The organism is Amycolatopsis sp. NPDC114505, assembly GCF_055633615.1.
In genome coordinates this window covers 41665-57642 of record NZ_JBVKDV010000002.1, presented here as the reverse complement: position 1 = coordinate 57642, position 15978 = coordinate 41665, and the positions used below count along the sequence as shown (strand labels likewise).

The window sequence follows — 15978 nt, the reverse complement described above, 5'->3', positions numbered from 1 at the left end:
TTCGGCGCTTTCACGCGCGAGGGAGCCTCTCGGCCGATAACGAGTGATACGCGTCACAAGCGGACGGGCAGGGCCTCCAGGCCGTGCACCAGCGAGCTGTACCGGTAGACCAGCTCGTCCGGCTTCGCGTCCAGCGCGAGGTCCGGGAACCGCGCCAGCAGGCCGGCCAGGGCGATCTCGGCCTCCAGGCGGGCCAGCGGCGCGCCCACGCAGTAGTGGATGCCGTGCCCGAAGGCCAGATGCCCGCCCGCCGCCCGCGTGACGTCGAGACGGTCCGCGTCCGGGAACCGCTCGTCGTCGCGGTTCGCGCCCAGCAGCGAGATCAGCACGAACTCGCCCGCCGGGATCGTCACCTCGCCCGCCTCGACCGCCTCGTCGGTGAACCGCAGCGTGGCCAGGTGGATCGGGCCGTCGAAGCGCAGGAACTCCTCGACCGCGCCCGGCATCAGCGACGGGTCGGCGCGCAGCAGCGCCAGCTGCTCCGGCTCCCGCAGCAGCGCCAGGACGCTGTTGGCGATCAGGTTGACCGTGGTCTCGTGGCCGGCGACCAGCAGCAGGAACGCCATCGCGATGAGCTCGTCCTGCGACAGCGAGTCGCCGTCGTCGCTCGCGTGGACCAGGTCCGACAGCAGGTCTTCGGCCGGCTCGGCGCGCTTCTGCTCGACCAGGCCGGTGAGGTAGGTGAGCATGCTCTGCGCCGCGTGCTGCGCGTCTTCCGGCGTCGACGAGCTCAGCAGCGTCTTCGACCAGGCCGAGAACTCGTTGCGGTCCTCCGGCGCGACGCCCAGCAGCTCGCAGATCACCGTGATGGGCAGCGGCGCGGCGAACGCCGGCAGCAGGTCGACGCGCTCCTGCCCGGCCAGCGCGTCGAGCAGCTCGGTGGTGATCTCTTCGATCCGCGGCCGCAGCCGGGCCACCGTCCGCCCGGTGAACGCCTTGTTGACCAGTTTGCGCAGCCGCGAGTGGTCCGGCGGGTCGGTGTTGAGCATGTGGCGCCCGAGCGCTTCGCCGAAGCCGCCCTGGTTCGTCGCCCCGGCCGGGAGCTTCGCCTCGAACAGCTCGTACGCGCGCCGGTTGTCCTTGTGCAGCCGGGAATCCGCCAGCAGAGCCCGTGCCAGTGCGAAATCCGTGACGACGAAGCAGTCCAGCCCACGCGGCATCCGGACCCGGCGCACCGGCCCGCCCGCCCGCAGCATCGCCGCGAACAGGTGCGCGTCCTGCGCGAAGTCTTCGGCCACTTCCAGAGTCATACCCGCCCCCATGCAGTCAGCCTCAGCGCTCGGCGAGTGCCGCCACCACGCGCTCGGTCACGTCCTGCCAGTATGCCCGCTGTTCCTCGCGTTCCTCCGCGCCCGAAAGCCATTCCTGGTGGAACCGCAGCGTGGTCTTGGCGCCCGAGCCGCTCAGGCGGACCTGGACCGTCGAGTCGTGGTCCCAGTCGCTCGGCCGCCACGTCAGCCGCACCCGGTCGTTTTCGACGTAGGCGCGGATCTCCCCGACCGTGCCGTTCACCGTCTCGTACTCCGCGCCCTTCACCCGGGGCAGCTCGACCCCGGGGCCGAGCCAGATGGCGACGCCTTCGCGGCTGACCAGGAAGTCCCACACCGTTTCCGCCGCGTACGGCAAGGTCCGGGAAACCCCGATGTTCCACCCCACATCGGCCGTCTTCCCCATTGAAGAAGTCATGTCCCCATCCTCCCACCGGGGTACGACAAAACCCGGCCCCGGCCCGGGTGCAGGATCGTCACCTGTGCGCTACCGCCCGATTTCCCCCGCCGTGCTGGCCGAAGAACTGACCGAACGCATCGACGCGCTCACCGGGCGCCGACGGATCGCGGTCGCCGTCGACGGCGCGGCGGGTGCGACGGAAACCACAGAACTCGCCGATGCCCTGGCCGGCCCGCTGCGCCTGCGCGGCCGCGCGGCCCTGCGCGTCTCGGCGCACGACTTCCTGCGGCCCGCGTCCCTGCGCTTCGAGCACGGCCGCACCAACCCCGACGCGCGCTACACCGGCTGGCTCGACCTCGGCGCCCTCCGCCGCGAAGTCCTCGACCCGCTGGGGGAAACCGGGTCCGGCGAGGTCCTGCCGTCGCTGTGGGACGCCGAGCGCGACCGCGCGACCCGCGCCGAGCGCGTGCCGGTCCCCGAAGGCGGGGTCGTGCTCCTCGACGGCGAACTGCTGCTGGGTGCCGGCCTGGCCTTCGACCTGGCCGTGCACCTGTGGCTCTCCCCCGCCGCCCTGCGCCGCCGCGTGCCGGACGCCTGGGCGGTCCCGGCCTACGAGCGGTACGAAGAAGAAGTCGATCCGGGCTCGCTCGCCGACGTCGTCGTGCGCGTCGACGACCCGCGGCACCCGGCCCTGCGCACGCCTTAGCGGACGACGGAGACGGGATCGCCGTCCAGCAGCCCGGACAGCCGCCCGGCCATGGCGTCCCAGCGCCAGTTCTCGGTCACCCAGGCCCGCCCGGCCTGGCCCATCCGGCGGGCCCGCACGGGGTCCGCGAGCAGGCTGGACAGGGTGTCGGCCAGCTGGCCGGCGTCCCGGCCCTCGACGACGTGCCCGGTGACCTCGTCGAGCACCGTCTCGGGCGCGCCGCCGGAGTTGCCCGCGACCACCGGCAGGCCGGTCGCCGAGGCCTCCAGGTAGACGATGCCGAGCCCTTCGACGTCGAGGCCCTTCCCGCGGGTGCGGGCCGGCATGGCGAAGACGTCGCCGGCGGCGTAGTGCGCGGGCAGCTCGGCCCACGGCACGGACCCGGTGAGCACGACGTCGCGCCCGAGGCCCAGTTCGGCGACGAGCCCGGTCAGCGTCTTGCGGTACGGGCCGCCGCCGACGATCAGCAGCGCCGCGTCCGGCACGCGCTCGCGGATCTTCGGCAGCGCGCGGATCAGCTGGTCCTGGCCCTTGCGCGGGACGAGCCGGGACACGCAGACGATCGTCGGGCGGTCGGCCAGGCCGTGCCGCGCCCGGATTTCCGCGCGGCCCGCGGGGTCCGGTTTGTACAGCTCGGTGTCCACTCCGGACGGCAGCAGCTCCAGCCCGGCCATCGCGCCGAAGGCGGCGGCGAACCGGCCGCGGGTGTAGCGGCTGACGTAGGTGACGACGTCGGCGGTGTCGCCGATGCGCCGCAGGGCCTGCCGCGAGCCCGGCAGCATGGACCAGCCGACCTCGTGGCCGTGCGTGGACGCCACGATGCGGCGCGCGCCGGCCTGGCGCAGCGAATGCCCCAGCAGCGCGAGCGGCGCGGCGGCACCGAACCAGACGGCTTCGCAGTCCCGCGCCCGCATGATCTGCTTCGCGCGGCGAAGGACGTCCGGCGTCGGCAGCATCAGCGACGTCGGGTGCCGGACGACCTCGAACGGCGCCTCCGCGTCGAACTCCTCGTGCGACCCCGTCCGCGACTCCCACGACGGCGCGTAGACGACCAGGTCGTCCGCCGGCAGCCGGGTGGCGAGGGAGTTCAGGTAGTTCTGGATCCCCCCGGGCCGGGGCGGGAAGTCGTTGGTCACGAGCAGGGTCTTGAGCACGTCCCAGAGGCTAGCGCGACGAAGGGGCGGCACCGCGTGTGCGGTACCGCCCCTTCACGAGCTGCCCGGGGTCACGACGTCGGGCGTCGCGCTCCCGCGTACTGGCTCTGCAGCGGCGAGATCTTCACGACGTCACCGGTGTCGGGCGCGTGGACCATCTTGCCGTCGCCGATGTACATGCCGACGTGCGAAACGGGCGAGTAGTAGAACACGAGGTCGCCCGGCTGGAGCTGGTCCCTCGGCACCGCGGCGCCGAAGGTGGACTGCTCGCGGCTCGACCGCGGCAGCGTGATGCCGGCCTGCTTGTAGGCCCACAGCATCAGGCCGGAGCAGTCGAACGTGCTCGGCCCGGTGGCGCCCCAGACGTACGCGCTGCCCCGCTTGCCCAGCGCCGCGTCCAGCGCGGTCTGGGCGGCCGCGGTGGGCGCCTTGAGTCCGGTGGGCGAGCCGCCCTTGTCGCCCTGGGCGGCCTTGTCGACCGCGCTCAGGCTCTTGTTGGCCGCCTTGAGCTGGTCGATCTGGTCGTTCAGGGACTTCTGCTTGCCCCGGATGTCATCGGTCAGCTTCGCCGCCGCGTCACGCGCGTCTGTCGCACGCTTCGCCGCGTCGGAAGCCTTGTTCGTGGCATCGGTGGCCTGCTGGACGGCGCCGGTGAGGTTGCCCATCGCGCCGTTCTTCTCGGTCGCGATGACTTCCAGCGCCGAGGAGCGGTCGAGGAAGTCCTGAGTGGACGTCCCGGCCAGCAGTGCCGACAGCTTGTTCAGCTGGACGCCGCTGGTGAACGACGCGCCGGCGAACTTGTCGACCTGGGTCTGGTACTTCTTCTGGTTCTCGGTCGCCGAAGCGGCCTGGTCCTTCGCCGCGTTGACATCCGCGGTGGCCTTGTCGAGCTCACCCTGCTTGGCCTTCAGGTCGTCCTGGGCCTTGAGCAGGTCTTCGTTGAGCTTCTCGGCCTGGGCCGCGAGGTCGCGGTACTTGGCGAGGGCGTCCGAACCGGTGGGGGGAGCCTGGAGGACGGGGATGGGGGCGGCGGTGGCCGACGGCTGCGCCACGGTGACGAGGGTGATCACCGAAGCCGCGGCGAGGGCACCTGAAACCACGCGCCTGAGGGAATGCGACTGCACGGTCGCGCGGGTCTCCTTTGCGTCTCGGCCGCCGACGGGGACCGGGGCACGAAGAGGTCGGGGGGTTCCTCTTCGCCGCTGTCCCACACCGCGTGCGAGCCGTCTTCTGCTGCAACAACTTCAGCACGCGGTGGTGGTTCCGGTTCCCAGCTTCCCGACAAAGCTGCGTCCGGCGGCGATCCCGTGTCGCCGCCCTTATCGACGGCCAGGGGCCACGAGATCTCGGACAGGTTACGAAAAGACCGCCACCGCGTCCACCACCCGGGGGGCAAAAACTCTCCGTAGTGCCGCTAAACACCATCGGACCAGCATCGAAGAAAAGTTGTGATGGGCGTTACACGCTGGGGTTTCTTCCGACCTCGATTCGGCTACCTACCGTTCACCTGACCCGATCGACCACTCGGCGCGCCGACACGAAACGGGCCCGTCAGGCCGTGTGCGGGAGCGGTCCTTCGACCAGCCGCAGCCGGGGCATCATCCCCGCGTCGGCGAACGCGTCGAGGGCCCGCCGCTCGTCGGCGTCCCACACGACGGCGGGTGGCGCGCCCAGCAGGACGCTGACGACGCAGTCGTGGCAGGAAATGCCGCGGACGACACAGCGGTCGCAGTCGACCACCACGGTTTCGATGTCCGCAACCGAAATGTGCGAGACGTCCACTTCGGACAGCTCGGGGTTGTCGTTCATGTGCTCCTCCTCACGCCGGGACTGACTACCGGGACTTGCTGAGGAGGACGGTAGGCGACACCACCGACAATTTCCGTCGGTCAGACCCGCGAGAGGCGGCTGACCAGCACCGCGGACGGCGTCGGGTGTGCCCCGCCGCCCCGCACGGAGTCCGCCACCGCGCGGTCGGACGTCGCCACGACCATGGGCCGGCCCGCGGGCTCGGCCGCGACCAGGTTGCGGATCACGTCGTCGGCGAGCACCCCGCGGTCGGAGAACAGCACCCGCACCCCGCGGGGCACCGAAGCCGGGACCGACAGCACGCCCGCGCCGTCGAACACGACCGTCACCTCGGCCGAGGTGCGCGCCGCCAGCGCGGACAGCTGGTGGATCAGCCGGTCGCGCTGGTCGGCCAGCGCGAGCTCGGGATAGCCGGTCTTGGTGACGTTGTAGCCGTCGACGATCAGATGCACGTTCGGCAGCGCCAGGTAGCGGTCCAACGTGGACACGTCGGCGATCTTGCCGCCCTGGCCGGAGCCGGTGCTGGCGCCGCGGACCATGTCTGCGGGCCGCGCGCCGCGGGCGCCGAGGGCGAGCTCGCGACGCAGGCCGGTGACGGCGCCGTCGATGGTGTCGATGAGCAGCGCCAGCCGCACTTCGTCGGCCTCCCGGGCCTCGCGGGCGGACTGGCGGGCGATTTCGGCGTCACCCACCGCGCGTTCGGCGCGGGCGCGTTCGGTGGCGACGCGCTGGCGTTCGCGCCCGAGCTGGGCGGTCAGGGCGGCGATCTCCTCGACGCGGGCGGCGGACCCGCGCGCCGTCTCCGCCGACGCCGCTTCGACCGCGTCCCTGGCCTGACGGAGCTGGACGCCTTGCTCGCGAAGGCGCTTCAAGAGCTTCTCGACTTCGCCCTCGCGCTCGCCTCGCACGCTTTCGGCGGCCTTCTTGGCCTCGGCGAGCTCGACGCGCACTTGCATGAGCTCGGCTTCGAGGCGCTGGCTGCGGGCCAGCGCGGCGTCGCGTTCGGCGCGCAGAGCGTTTTCCTCGGCGTTCTTGGCGACGAGCCGGACACGCCCGGCGGCACCGGACTCACCGAGCAGCACGGCGGCGGCCGCCGCGGCGACCGAGTCGGCGGCGTTGGGGTCGAGCGCGTCGGTGCGGTGCTCGCGCAGCCATTCGATGACAGCGGTCCGGAACTGGGCCGACTCGCCGAGCGCGGCGAGCAGGGCGGCACCGCCGAGCTTGGCCCGCTTGGCCGGGGCGAACTTGGCGACGGGCCGCAGGTGGCGGGGCACATCCGTGGCCGGGAGCTTCGCGACGGCGGCCGCCGAGAGCTCGGCGATCCGGTCGCGGACGGGCTCCGGCAGCGCCGGCCAGGTGGCCGGATCGGGCCGCTCGTCCTGGTCGGCGGACCCCTCGGCCGGGTCGTCGGCCCGGCCCTCGACCTGCTCCGGCCGCGACGCGACACCCGAGGGACCGGCGGGGTCCTCGGGCTGCTCCGGCACGAGCGGCTGCGGGTGCATTGGTCCAGGGTAGGCCCCGGCCCCCCATCACGCGCCGCGCGGCACACGGACCGGGCACGGTCGGAAACCGACAGTGCCCTTCGGGACGCTCCCGAAATTGTCGGTGGTCGCCTCTAAGGTCCCGCACATGAGTTCGATCCAGGCCCAGCTCGCGTTCGACGAGCTCGGAACTCCCTTGCGGGACACGACTTTCGTGGTGTTCGACCTCGAGACGACCGGGGCCGCGCCGGGGCCGTCGGGGATCACCGAGATCGGCGCGGTGAAGGTCCGCTCGGGCGAGGTGCTGGGCGAGTTCGCGACGCTGGTGAACCCCGGGATGGCGATCCCGCCGCAGATCGTGTCGCTGACGGGCATCACGCAGGCGATGGTCTACGACGCCCCGCCGATCGAGGAGGTGCTGCCGGCGTTCCTGGAGTTCATCGGCGGCTCGGTGCTGGTGGCGCACAACTCGGGGTTCGACACGTCCCACATGCGGGCGGCCTGCGAAGGCCACGGGTACGTCTGGCCGAAGCTGACGGTCGTCTGCACGGTCCGGCTGGCCCGGCGGGTGGTGCCGCGCGACGAGGTGGGCCGGTACAACCTGACGGCGCTGGCCATGCTGTTCGGCGCGCGGACCCGGCCGACGCACCGGGCGCTCGACGACGCGCGCGCGACGGTCGACGTGCTGCACGGGCTGCTGGAGCGCGTCGGCAACCTGGGCGTCCATTCGCTCGAGGAGCTGATGGGGTACCTGCCCGAGGTCACGGTGGCGCAGCGGGCGAAGCGGCACCTGGCGGCGGACCTGCCGTCGGCGCCGGGCGTCTACCTCTTCCGGGGGCCGAAGGAGGAGGTCCTGTACGTCGGCACGGCGAAGGACCTCCGGCGGCGCGTGCGGACGTACTTCACCGGCTCGGAGAACCGGAGCCGGATCCGCGAAATGGTCGCGCTGGCCGAGCGCGTCGACCACGTGGTGTGCTCGCACGCGCTGGAGGCGGAGGTGCGCGAGCTGCGGCTGATCGCGGCACACCGGCCCGCGTACAACCGGCGGTCGAAGAACCGGCACCAGGGCTGGTGGGTCGGGCTGACGGAGGAGGCGTTCCCGCGGCTGTCGGTGGTCCGGCTGCCGCGGCCGGGGGTGCTGGGCCCGTTCCGCAACCAGGCGGACGCGAAGGCGACGGCGGACACGCTGGCCGGGGCGTCGGGGCTGCGGACGTGCACCCAGCGGATCTCGCCCCGGACGGCGAACGGAACCCCGTGCGTACTGGCGGAGCTGGGACGCTGCGGAGCGCCGTGCGCGGGACGGCAGAGCGTGGAGGCGTACGTCCCGGCGGTGGAGTCGGTGTCGGGGCTGATCGCGGGCCTGGACGGCCGTCCCCTGCACGTGGCGGCGGCCCAGGTGGAGCGGCTGGCGGAGGGCAGGCACTACGAGCAGGCGGCCCGCCACCGCGACGAGCTGGCGGGCCTGATCCGAGCACTGGGAAGGGCCCACCGCCAGACGGCGCTGGCGTCGATAGCGGAGCTGATCGCGGCGGCCCCGGACGGCAACGGAGGCTGGGAGCTGTCGGTGATCCGCTACGGCCGCCTGGCCTCGGCGGGAGTGGCCCGGCGCGGGGTGCCACCGATGCCGGTGGTGGAGGCACTGGTCGCCTCGGCGGAGACGGTGCTCCCCGACCCGGGGCCGTTGAGCGGAGCACCACCGGAGGAGGTGGGGGTGCTGCTGCGCTGGCTGGCCCGGCCGGGGGTCCGGCTGGTGCGGACGACGAGGCCGTGGGCAGAGCCGGCCGCGGTGGCCGGGTGGCTGGGCTGGCTGGACCTGGTCTCGACGGCACATTCCCTGGAGCACGTGGGCTGAGGAGAACCGGCTCGGCGCGAGGGGCCGGCTCCGCCCTGTGGCTGAGGGTCGCCGGTCGGCTTCGGCGGGCTGAAGGGCACCCTGGCGGTCCAGGCAAGAGCCGAGCCCGACCCACGCGAAACCGAGCGCCAGGCCCGCCGAAACGAACCGACCGCGCTCAGGCCACCGAGCCGTCCAGGGCGTCCAGCAGCCACGTGTGCGTGACCCCCATCGGCGCGGGCTCCCCCGTGACCTCCCCCGCCAGCTGCCAATACCGCCGCACCCGCGCATCCCGATCAGGCGCCGTGCGGAGGTTCAACGCCCGGCGGAACGAAGGCGTGTCCCCCGCCCCCACCGCCGCCGCGTGCGCCGCCACGAAGCGGTCCAAAGCCTCCCCCGGCTCCGGCGCCGCGCCCGAAGCCACCGACGCGAACGCCAGCGAGCACGCCTCCGCCACCGAAGCGTGCAACGCACCCAGATCCGTCACCCGCTCGTGGCCGGTCAGCGTGCTCGCCCGGACGTGGGCGGCCAGCGTCCGGTCCGCCGCCAGCACCACCAGGGACGCGTACGCCACCACCTGTCCCGTCGACGGCTGCTCCGGCGGCCGCGGGGCGCTGATGTCCAGGAACATGCGTGCCGTGTCCGGGGGGATCGGGCCCGTCGTCATCGGGTGCCACAAGCGGACCAGCGCCTCGTGCGCCGCGAACCCGTCCCGTACCGCCGTCAGCAGCTCCAGGCGGGCCGCGCGGTCGGCCGGTGCCGACTCCTCCACCGCGCGCAGCACCGAACGCCGCCACGCCAGCGTCGCCACCTCACGGTCCAGTGCCGCACGCTCGCATGCCACCGCTTCGTCCAGCGACCGGGCGCCGGTCAGGACGTCGGTGATCGACCGGAGCCCCAGGCCGAGCCCGCGCAACCGCCGGACCAGGTTCAGGCGCTCGACCGTCGCCCGGTCGAACCGGCGGTGGCCGCCGACGCTGCGGGCGGGCTCCAGCAGCCCCTCGTCGCAGTAGAAGCGGATCGTGCGGACGGGCACCCCCGTCCGCCGGGCGAGGTCGCCGATCCCGAGTGTGTCTTCGGTCACCTTCGGTCGAACCTCCAGCCGGGTGGAATTCCTACGGTACGGCCATGGACACCCCCAGCCTCGCCGAGGCACTGCACGCCCGCACCGCCGCGTTCGCGGAGACCGTCACCGGCGCCGACCCCGACGCCCGCGTCCCGACCTGCCCGGACTGGCCGCTGCGGGTGCTCGTCGGCCACATCGGCCAGGCCCACCGCTGGTCCGCCGACATCGTCCGGTCCGGGCCGTCGCCGGTCCCCGACCCGGTCGACGCCGACCCCGGCACCCCCGCGGCCTGGGCCGACTGGCTCCGCCAGGGCGCCGACGACCTCGCCAAGACGGTCCTCGACGCGGGTGAGACGCCGGTCTGGACGTTCTTCGGCCCGCAACCGGCGCGGTTCTGGCTGCGCCGGATGCTCCACGACACGACGATCCACCACGCTGACGCCGCACTCGCCACCGGAAAGACCGTCGAAATCGCCCCTGACCTCGCGGCCGACGCGATCAGCGAGTGGCTGGAGATGCTGTCCAACCCGGTCACCGCGAGCCTCCGGCCGGACTTCGCCGAGCTGTGCGGCACCGGCCAGACCCTCCAGCTCCGGCCCGGACAGGACCCGGGCTGGCTGGTCACCCGCGAACCCGGCGGCGTCCGGTGGACCCGGGAGACGGCCGCCGCGGACGTCACCCTCGCCGGCCCCGTCCAGGACCTGCTGCTCGTCCTCACCCGGCGCCGGCCCGCCGCAGACGTCACCATCACCGGTGACCGCGCGCTGGCTGACCATTGGCTGGCGCACAGCGCGGCCTAGGATCGCGGGCGACCCCCGCAGACGAGTCTTGGAGGACCCAGGTGATCACCGCGATCGTGTTGATCCAGGTTGAGGCGGACGCGATCCCGGACGCGGCGCAGGCGATCGCCGACATCGACGGCGTCGGCGAGGTCTACTCGTGCGCCGGGGACGTCGACCTCATCGCCACCGTCCAGGTGTCCGCGCACGAGGAGCTGGCCGACCTCATCCCCGGCCGGATCGGGAAGGTGCCGGGGGTGCTCGACACCGTCACGCACATCGCGTTCCGGTCGTACTCCCGCGCCGACACCGAGCAGGCCTTCGCGATCGGCGCCGAAGATTGAGCGACCTCCCCGAAGAGCTGACCGACGCCCTGGCCGGGGCGCCGGACGCGAAGGCCGCGTTCGAGGCCCTGCCGCCCTCACACCGGCGCGAATACGTCCAGTGGGTGGCGGAGGCCAAGAAGCCCGAGACACGCGTCTCACGGGCCCAGAAGACCGTCGCACGGCTTCGCGGTGGCGACAAAGCCTGACAACGACGAAGGCCACCTCCCGCGGGAGGTGGCCTTCGTCGTGTGCGGAGAACTAGTGGTCCGAGCCCTTGGCGGTCTCGACGCTCTCGATCTCGCCGTGCTCGCCCTGGGTGACGGAATGCCCGTTGCCGTTGCCGTGCCCGTTGCCGTGGGCCCGCTGCAGCGCGACGGTCTCCTCGGCCGGGTCCGGCGACCAGAACGTGCCCGGGACGGCCTGACCGGCCGAGCCCAGCTTGTTCATCTTCTTCGGCACCGAGGCGCCCTGGTACTCGAGCGGGATCGCGTGGCCGTGGCTGTCGACGCCACCGAGCGGCTGGTGGATCTCGATGAACTCACCGTGCGGCAGCCGCTTGATGATGCCCGTCTCGACGCCGTGCTCCAGCACCTCGCGGTCGGCCCGCTGCAGGCCCAGGCAGAGCCGGTAGGTCAGGTAGTAGGCCACCGGCGGCACGATGAGCACGCCGATGCGGCCCGCCCACGTCGTCGCGTTCAGGGAGATGTCGAAGCTGTCCGCGATGATGTCGTTGAAGCCCGACAGCTCGATGACCATGAAGAAGCCCAGCGCCATCGCGCCCAGCGCCGTGCGGACCGGTGCGTCACGGGGCCGCTGGAGCAGGTTGTGGTGCGCGGTGTCCTTGGACAGCCTCCGCTCGAGGAACGGGTAGGCCAGCAGCAGGCCGATCAGGACCGGCATGCCGATCGCGCCGGGGAAGAACACCGCCGGGATCGTGTAGTTCCCGAGGTAGACCTCCCACGCCGGCCAGATCCGGAGCATGCCGTCGGCCCAGGCCATGTACCAGTCGGGCTGCGAGCCCGCCGACACCTGCGCCGGGTTGTACGGGCCGAAGTTCCACACCGGGTTGATCTGGAACAGGCCCGACATCAGCGCCAGCACACCCACGACCAGGGTGAAGAACGCCCCGCCCTTGAGCGCGAAGTACGGCATGATCCGGACGCCGACGACGTTGGTCTCCTTGCGGCGCACGCCCGGGAACTGCGTGTGCTTCTGGTACCAGACCAGCGCCAGGTGCGCCCCGACCAGGGCGAGCATGATGCCCGGCAGCAGCAGGATGTGCAGCGTGTACAGGCGCGGGATGATCTGGTCGCCGGGGAACTCCCCGCCGAACAGCGCCCAGTGGATCCAGGTGCCCATCACCGGCACCGAGAGCACGATGCCCGAGAGCGTCGCGCGGATACCGGTACCGGAGAGCAGGTCGTCCGGCAGCGAGTAGCCGAAGAAGCCCTCGAAGCAGCCCAGGATCAGCAGCAGGCCGCCGATCACCCAGTTGGCCTCACGCGGGCGCCGGAACGCGCCGGTGAAGAAGATGCGCAGCATGTGCACGGCCATCGCCGCGACGAAGATCAGCGCGGCCCAGTGGTGCAGCTGCCGCATGAACAGGCCACCGCGCACGTCGAACGACAGGTCCAGCGTGGTCGCGAAGGCCCGCGACATCTCCAGGCCCTGCATGTTCTTGAAGCTGCCCTGGTAGACGACCTCCTTCATGGAGGGGTCGAAGAACAGCGTCAGGTACACGCCGGTGAGCAGCAGGATGATGAAGCTGTAGAGCGCGATCTCGCCCAGCAGGAACGACCAGTGGGTCGGGAACACCTTGTTGAGCTGGTGCCGCAGGCCCTTGGCCGCGTGGTACCGCTGGTCCGCGTTGTCCGCGGCCTCGCCCAAAGCCTTCTCGACCGGGTTCGACCCCTTGGTCGGCGTGGTGAGTGAACTCATGACTTACGCTCCCAAAAGGCCGGACCGATGGCCTCGATGAAGTCGCCTCGCGCGATCAAGTATCCCTCTTCGTCCACCGTGATCGGTAGTTGGGCCAGCGGACGGGTCGCCGGGCCGAAAATCGGCTTGGCGTAGTGGAGGGCGTCGAACTGCGACTGGTGGCACGGGCACAGGATCCGGTTGGTCCGCTGCTCGTACAGGGAGGTCGGGCAGCCGACGTGGCTGCAGATCTTCGTGTACGCGTAGAGGTCGCCGAAGTTGAAGTCCTCCTGGCCGGCCCGCTTGACCACCTTGGCGGCGTCGGTCGGGCGCAGGCGGATGAGCATGACCGGGTTGTCGATCCGGGTCAGCGCGGCCGCCAGGGCCTCCTGGTCGTTCCGCTCGGACTCGCGGAACGGGAACACGGTCTCCATCGCGCCGGCGTCGAGGTCCTCGGCCTTGAGCAGGGGAACCTCGGTCTCCTTGCCGTGCTCGACCTCGATGGGCTTGCCGGTGTCGCGGCGCAGGTAGACCTTCTCGCCGGGGTAGTTCGGCAGCCAGCCGGTGTGCCAGAGCGACGCCCGGTTGTCGGTGTCCTTCCACGGGTCCTTGATGAAGGACGCGAGCGGCAGCGCCGCGGCCGCGAGGCCCAGCGCGCCGGCACCGGCGATCGCCGAGCGCTTGACCAGCGACCGGCGGGCGATGGTGCTGCGGCTCCCGGCGTCGGCCAGGTGCGCGAGGATCGTCTGGCGGTCGACCTCGGCCGACCCCTTCCCGTCGCCGTCGTGGCGCTCCTGCACCGCGACCTCGGCGGGCACGAACTTCTTCGTGTACAGGATCACGCCGATGCCGAGGCCGAGGATGGCCAGGCCGAGCGTGAGACCGAGCATCGGGGTGTAGAGGCTGTACCAGAAGTGGCCGCTCTCGTTGTCCGGCGCCTCGTACTGCCACGGCCACCAGATGAGCGAGACGACGAAGCCGATCCCGGCCAGTGCGGACAGTCCGAACCAGAACGCCACCAGGCGCTCGGCCCGCTTCTCCGCCCGCGTGCCCTCCACGGGCCACGGGGTCGGGTACTCGACGAGCTCGACGCCGTCGAGCGCGCCGCCCAGCTTGACCAGCTGGTCCCGGTCCATCTCCGCCAGCTCCGCCTCCGTCGGCGGCTTAGGCCCCTCGGCACTCATGCCTTCGATCCAATCCACAACGTCGCGCCGATCAGCGCGGCGATCCCGACGATGAAGGCGATCACGCCCTCGGATGCGGGGCCGACCCCGCCGAGGCCGTTACCACCCGGGTTGTTGTTGCCGTCGGACACCGACTTCACGTAGGCGACGATGTCCTTCTTCTCCTCCGGCGACAGCTGCCGGTCGGAGAACTTCGGCATGTTCTGCGGCCCGGTGAGCATGGCCGTGTAGATCTGCTCTTCGCTGGCCGGGTCCAGGTTCGGCGCGTACTTGCCGGCGGACAGCGCGCCGCCGCGGCCGGTGAAGTTGTGGCACGAAGCGCAGTTGAGGCGGAACAGCTCGCCACCGCGGGCCGGGTCGGAGCCGCGCAGGGCCTCGCCCTTCTCGGCGGGACGCTGGGCACCGCCGCCGTGCGCCTGGATGTAGGCGCCGACCGCGTCGATCTCGGCCTCGCTCAGCTTCGGCGGCTTGCGCTCGACCTGCGCCTCCTGGCGCGAGGCGGGCATGCGGCCCGAAGAAGTCTGGAAGTACACCGCGGCGTCGCCGATGCCGATCAGGCTCGGCCCGCGGTCCTGCACGCCCTCGAGGTTCGCGCCGTGGCACGCGATGCAGGTGTTGTTGTAGACCTGCTCGCCGAGGCGCAGCTGCGCCGGGGTGCCCTGGGCCTGCGCGGTCTGCGGCTCGGGGGCGAACACGGCGTACAGAGCGCCGGCGCCCACCAGCGCGATACCGAGCGCGAGCAGGCCGGCGAACCGCCTCCGCAGCTTCGACCGCGCGCGGTAGCGGCGCTCCGAGGACTTGGTGCTGGTGGTCATCTTGCGGCAACCCTTGCTGTCAGTTCAGGCCGATGGTGAAGGTGGTGGCGGCTGGGTGGGACCTACGGAAGGAGGTAGATCACACCGAAGAGGCCGACCCACACGATGTCGACGAAGTGCCAGTAGTAGGACACGACGATCGCCGACGTGGCCTGGGCGGGCGTGAACTTGCTCAGTTTCGTGCGGATGAGCAGGTACACGAAGGCGATGAGCCCGCCGATGACGTGCAGGCCGTGGAACCCGGTCGCGAGGTAGAAGACCGTGCCGAACGGGCCGGACGGGATCGTCATCCCCTCTTCGACGAGGTTGTGGTACTCGTTGGCCTGGCCGCCGACGAAGATCGCGCCCATGATCAACGTGATGATGTACCAGCGGCGGAGTCCGTAGACGTCGCCGCGCTCGGCGGCGAACACGCCGAACTGGCAAGTCAGCGAGGACAGCACGAGGATCACCGTGAACGGGATCGCGTACGCCACGTTGAGGTGGAACGGCTCGTCGTGCAGAGGTGGTGGCCACGCGCCGGTCGAGTTCTGCGCCTTGACGGTGAAGAACATCGCGAAGAGTCCGGCGAAGAACATCAGTTCGCTGGACAGCCACACGATGGTGCCGACACTGACCATGTTCGGCCGGTTCAGCGAGTGAACCCGCTGACTGATGGTGGGAGCTGCCGTTGTCACGTCCCGCATTATGTCCTCCCGCACCGCCGTCCCGCCGGGTGGGTCCACGGCAAGTCGCGTGCGGACCCGATCACACTGGGAGCCCGGGAAGGTGAGGGCTACTCATGGGTTTACTCGGACGGCTGCGTGACCTGGTCAAGAAGCGCGAAAGCGCCGGTCTGACGCCTGATACGCCCGGGTTGAAGATCGTCGCCGAGGCCTTCGACCCGGCCGTCGCCGACTCGGCCGTGCTCGCCGGTTCACCCGCCTGGGTCAGCACGGCACCGGCCGTCCTGCGGCACCACCTGCTCCTCCCGCCGGACAGGCTCGCCGAAGCGGCGTCGATCCTCGCCCAGGACGGCTACGACCTGCGGGAACAGGGGATTTCGGGTGACCTGGCCCTGGCGCACGCCGTCCGCGTCCAGGTGCTCGACGCCCTGCACTGCGCCCAGGAACGGTCCCGGATGGCCGGTCTGGCGCAGCGGCTCGGGGGCGACGCGCCGGGCTGGGACGCGCTCCAGCCGGAGGCGCCCGCGTGATGTCGGTCTCGGCCGATACGATCGGGCCCGGACGTGTGGTGACGAGA

At 71.7% G+C, this 15978-nt stretch carries 17 protein-coding genes; 6 read left to right on the top strand and 11 right to left on the bottom strand.

What is annotated here, in order from left to right:
- Nucleotides 1-53 precede the first annotated feature (53 nt).
- Nucleotides 54-1250 (bottom strand): cytochrome P450 family protein, encoded by a 1197-nt coding sequence (locus ACZ7OU_RS18270; protein WP_470255987.1) that lies wholly within the window; start codon nucleotides 1248-1250, stop codon nucleotides 54-56.
- Between the two features lie 22 nt (nucleotides 1251-1272).
- Nucleotides 1273-1674 carry an SRPBCC family protein gene (locus ACZ7OU_RS18265; RefSeq protein WP_470257618.1) on the bottom strand — a complete coding sequence of 134 codons (402 nt, stop codon included), beginning with the start codon at nucleotides 1672-1674 and terminating at the stop codon, nucleotides 1273-1275.
- 76 nt (nucleotides 1675-1750) lie between these two features.
- Between ACZ7OU_RS18265 and ACZ7OU_RS18260 the strand changes: the two genes are divergently transcribed.
- Nucleotides 1751-2374 (top strand): nucleoside/nucleotide kinase family protein, encoded by a 624-nt coding sequence (locus tag ACZ7OU_RS18260; protein WP_470238912.1) that lies wholly within the window; start codon nucleotides 1751-1753, stop codon nucleotides 2372-2374.
- Here the strand turns inward: ACZ7OU_RS18260 and ACZ7OU_RS18255 are convergent.
- From ACZ7OU_RS18255 to ACZ7OU_RS18240, 4 genes are all read right to left on the bottom strand, one after another.
- Complete coding sequence (locus ACZ7OU_RS18255; protein ID WP_470238913.1) at nucleotides 2371-3528, bottom strand: glycosyltransferase family 4 protein; 1158 nt, start codon at nucleotides 3526-3528, stop codon at nucleotides 2371-2373. The genes ACZ7OU_RS18260 and ACZ7OU_RS18255 overlap by 4 nt on opposite strands.
- Before the next feature lie 71 nt (nucleotides 3529-3599).
- Nucleotides 3600-4652 (bottom strand): C40 family peptidase, encoded by a 1053-nt coding sequence (locus ACZ7OU_RS18250; protein WP_470255986.1) that lies wholly within the window; start codon nucleotides 4650-4652, stop codon nucleotides 3600-3602.
- 427 nt (nucleotides 4653-5079) lie between these two features.
- On the bottom strand, nucleotides 5080-5337 hold the full coding sequence (locus tag ACZ7OU_RS18245; RefSeq protein ID WP_470255985.1) for a hypothetical protein: 258 nt from the start codon (nucleotides 5335-5337) through the stop codon (nucleotides 5080-5082).
- 80 nt (nucleotides 5338-5417) lie between these two features.
- Complete coding sequence (locus tag ACZ7OU_RS18240; RefSeq protein ID WP_470255984.1) at nucleotides 5418-6839, bottom strand: NYN domain-containing protein; 1422 nt, start codon at nucleotides 6837-6839, stop codon at nucleotides 5418-5420.
- Between the two features lie 127 nt (nucleotides 6840-6966).
- On the opposite strand from ACZ7OU_RS18240, the gene ACZ7OU_RS18235 reads away from it, so the two are divergent.
- Nucleotides 6967-8670, top strand: a complete 1704-nt coding sequence (locus ACZ7OU_RS18235) for a DEDD exonuclease domain-containing protein (protein ID WP_470255983.1) — start codon at nucleotides 6967-6969, stop codon at nucleotides 8668-8670.
- A gap of 157 nt (nucleotides 8671-8827) precedes the next feature.
- Here the strand turns inward: ACZ7OU_RS18235 and ACZ7OU_RS18230 are convergent, their stop codons facing one another.
- Nucleotides 8828-9733: a MerR family transcriptional regulator gene (locus ACZ7OU_RS18230; RefSeq protein WP_470255982.1), complete on the bottom strand. Its 906-nt coding sequence runs from the start codon at nucleotides 9731-9733 to the stop codon at nucleotides 8828-8830.
- A 44-nt stretch (nucleotides 9734-9777) separates the two neighbouring features.
- On the opposite strand from ACZ7OU_RS18230, the gene ACZ7OU_RS18225 reads away from it, so the two are divergent.
- From ACZ7OU_RS18225 to ACZ7OU_RS18215, 3 genes are read left to right on the top strand one after another with little or no spacing between them, the layout of a single operon-like run.
- Nucleotides 9778-10515: a maleylpyruvate isomerase family mycothiol-dependent enzyme gene (locus tag ACZ7OU_RS18225; RefSeq protein ID WP_470255981.1), complete on the top strand. Its 738-nt coding sequence runs from the start codon at nucleotides 9778-9780 to the stop codon at nucleotides 10513-10515.
- A 41-nt stretch (nucleotides 10516-10556) separates the two neighbouring features.
- Nucleotides 10557-10838: an Lrp/AsnC family transcriptional regulator gene (locus ACZ7OU_RS18220; RefSeq protein WP_155541919.1), complete on the top strand. Its 282-nt coding sequence runs from the start codon at nucleotides 10557-10559 to the stop codon at nucleotides 10836-10838.
- The gene (locus ACZ7OU_RS18215) at nucleotides 10835-11026 is read left to right on the top strand and encodes a YdeI/OmpD-associated family protein (RefSeq protein WP_470255980.1); all 192 of its coding nucleotides are present in this window, start codon (nucleotides 10835-10837) and stop codon (nucleotides 11024-11026) included. Before ACZ7OU_RS18220 ends, ACZ7OU_RS18215 begins: the two co-directional genes overlap by 4 nt.
- Before the next feature lie 52 nt (nucleotides 11027-11078).
- Here the strand turns inward: ACZ7OU_RS18215 and qcrB are convergent, their stop codons facing one another.
- The 4 genes from qcrB to ctaE all read right to left on the bottom strand — a co-directional run bounded on the left by qcrB (nucleotide 11079) and on the right by ctaE (nucleotide 15422).
- Nucleotides 11079-12758 carry a cytochrome bc1 complex cytochrome b subunit gene (gene qcrB / locus ACZ7OU_RS18210; RefSeq protein WP_470255979.1) on the bottom strand — a complete coding sequence of 560 codons (1680 nt, stop codon included), beginning with the start codon at nucleotides 12756-12758 and terminating at the stop codon, nucleotides 11079-11081.
- Nucleotides 12755-13921, bottom strand: coding sequence for a cytochrome bc1 complex Rieske iron-sulfur subunit (gene qcrA / locus ACZ7OU_RS18205; protein WP_470238922.1), 1167 nt, complete (start codon nucleotides 13919-13921; stop codon nucleotides 12755-12757). The genes qcrB and qcrA overlap by 4 nt, the downstream gene beginning before the upstream one ends.
- Complete coding sequence (gene qcrC / locus ACZ7OU_RS18200) at nucleotides 13918-14736, bottom strand: cytochrome bc1 complex diheme cytochrome c subunit (RefSeq protein WP_470255978.1); 819 nt, start codon at nucleotides 14734-14736, stop codon at nucleotides 13918-13920. Before qcrC ends, qcrA begins: the two co-directional genes overlap by 4 nt.
- A gap of 62 nt (nucleotides 14737-14798) precedes the next feature.
- Entirely contained in the window at nucleotides 14799-15422 is a 624-nt protein-coding gene (gene ctaE, locus ACZ7OU_RS18195; protein ID WP_470238924.1) for an aa3-type cytochrome oxidase subunit III, read from the bottom strand.
- A gap of 95 nt (nucleotides 15423-15517) precedes the next feature.
- On the opposite strand from ctaE, the gene ACZ7OU_RS18190 reads away from it, so the two are divergent.
- Complete coding sequence (locus ACZ7OU_RS18190) at nucleotides 15518-15931, top strand: hypothetical protein (RefSeq protein ID WP_470255977.1); 414 nt, start codon at nucleotides 15518-15520, stop codon at nucleotides 15929-15931.
- The last annotated feature ends 47 nt before the right edge of the window (nucleotides 15932-15978 follow it).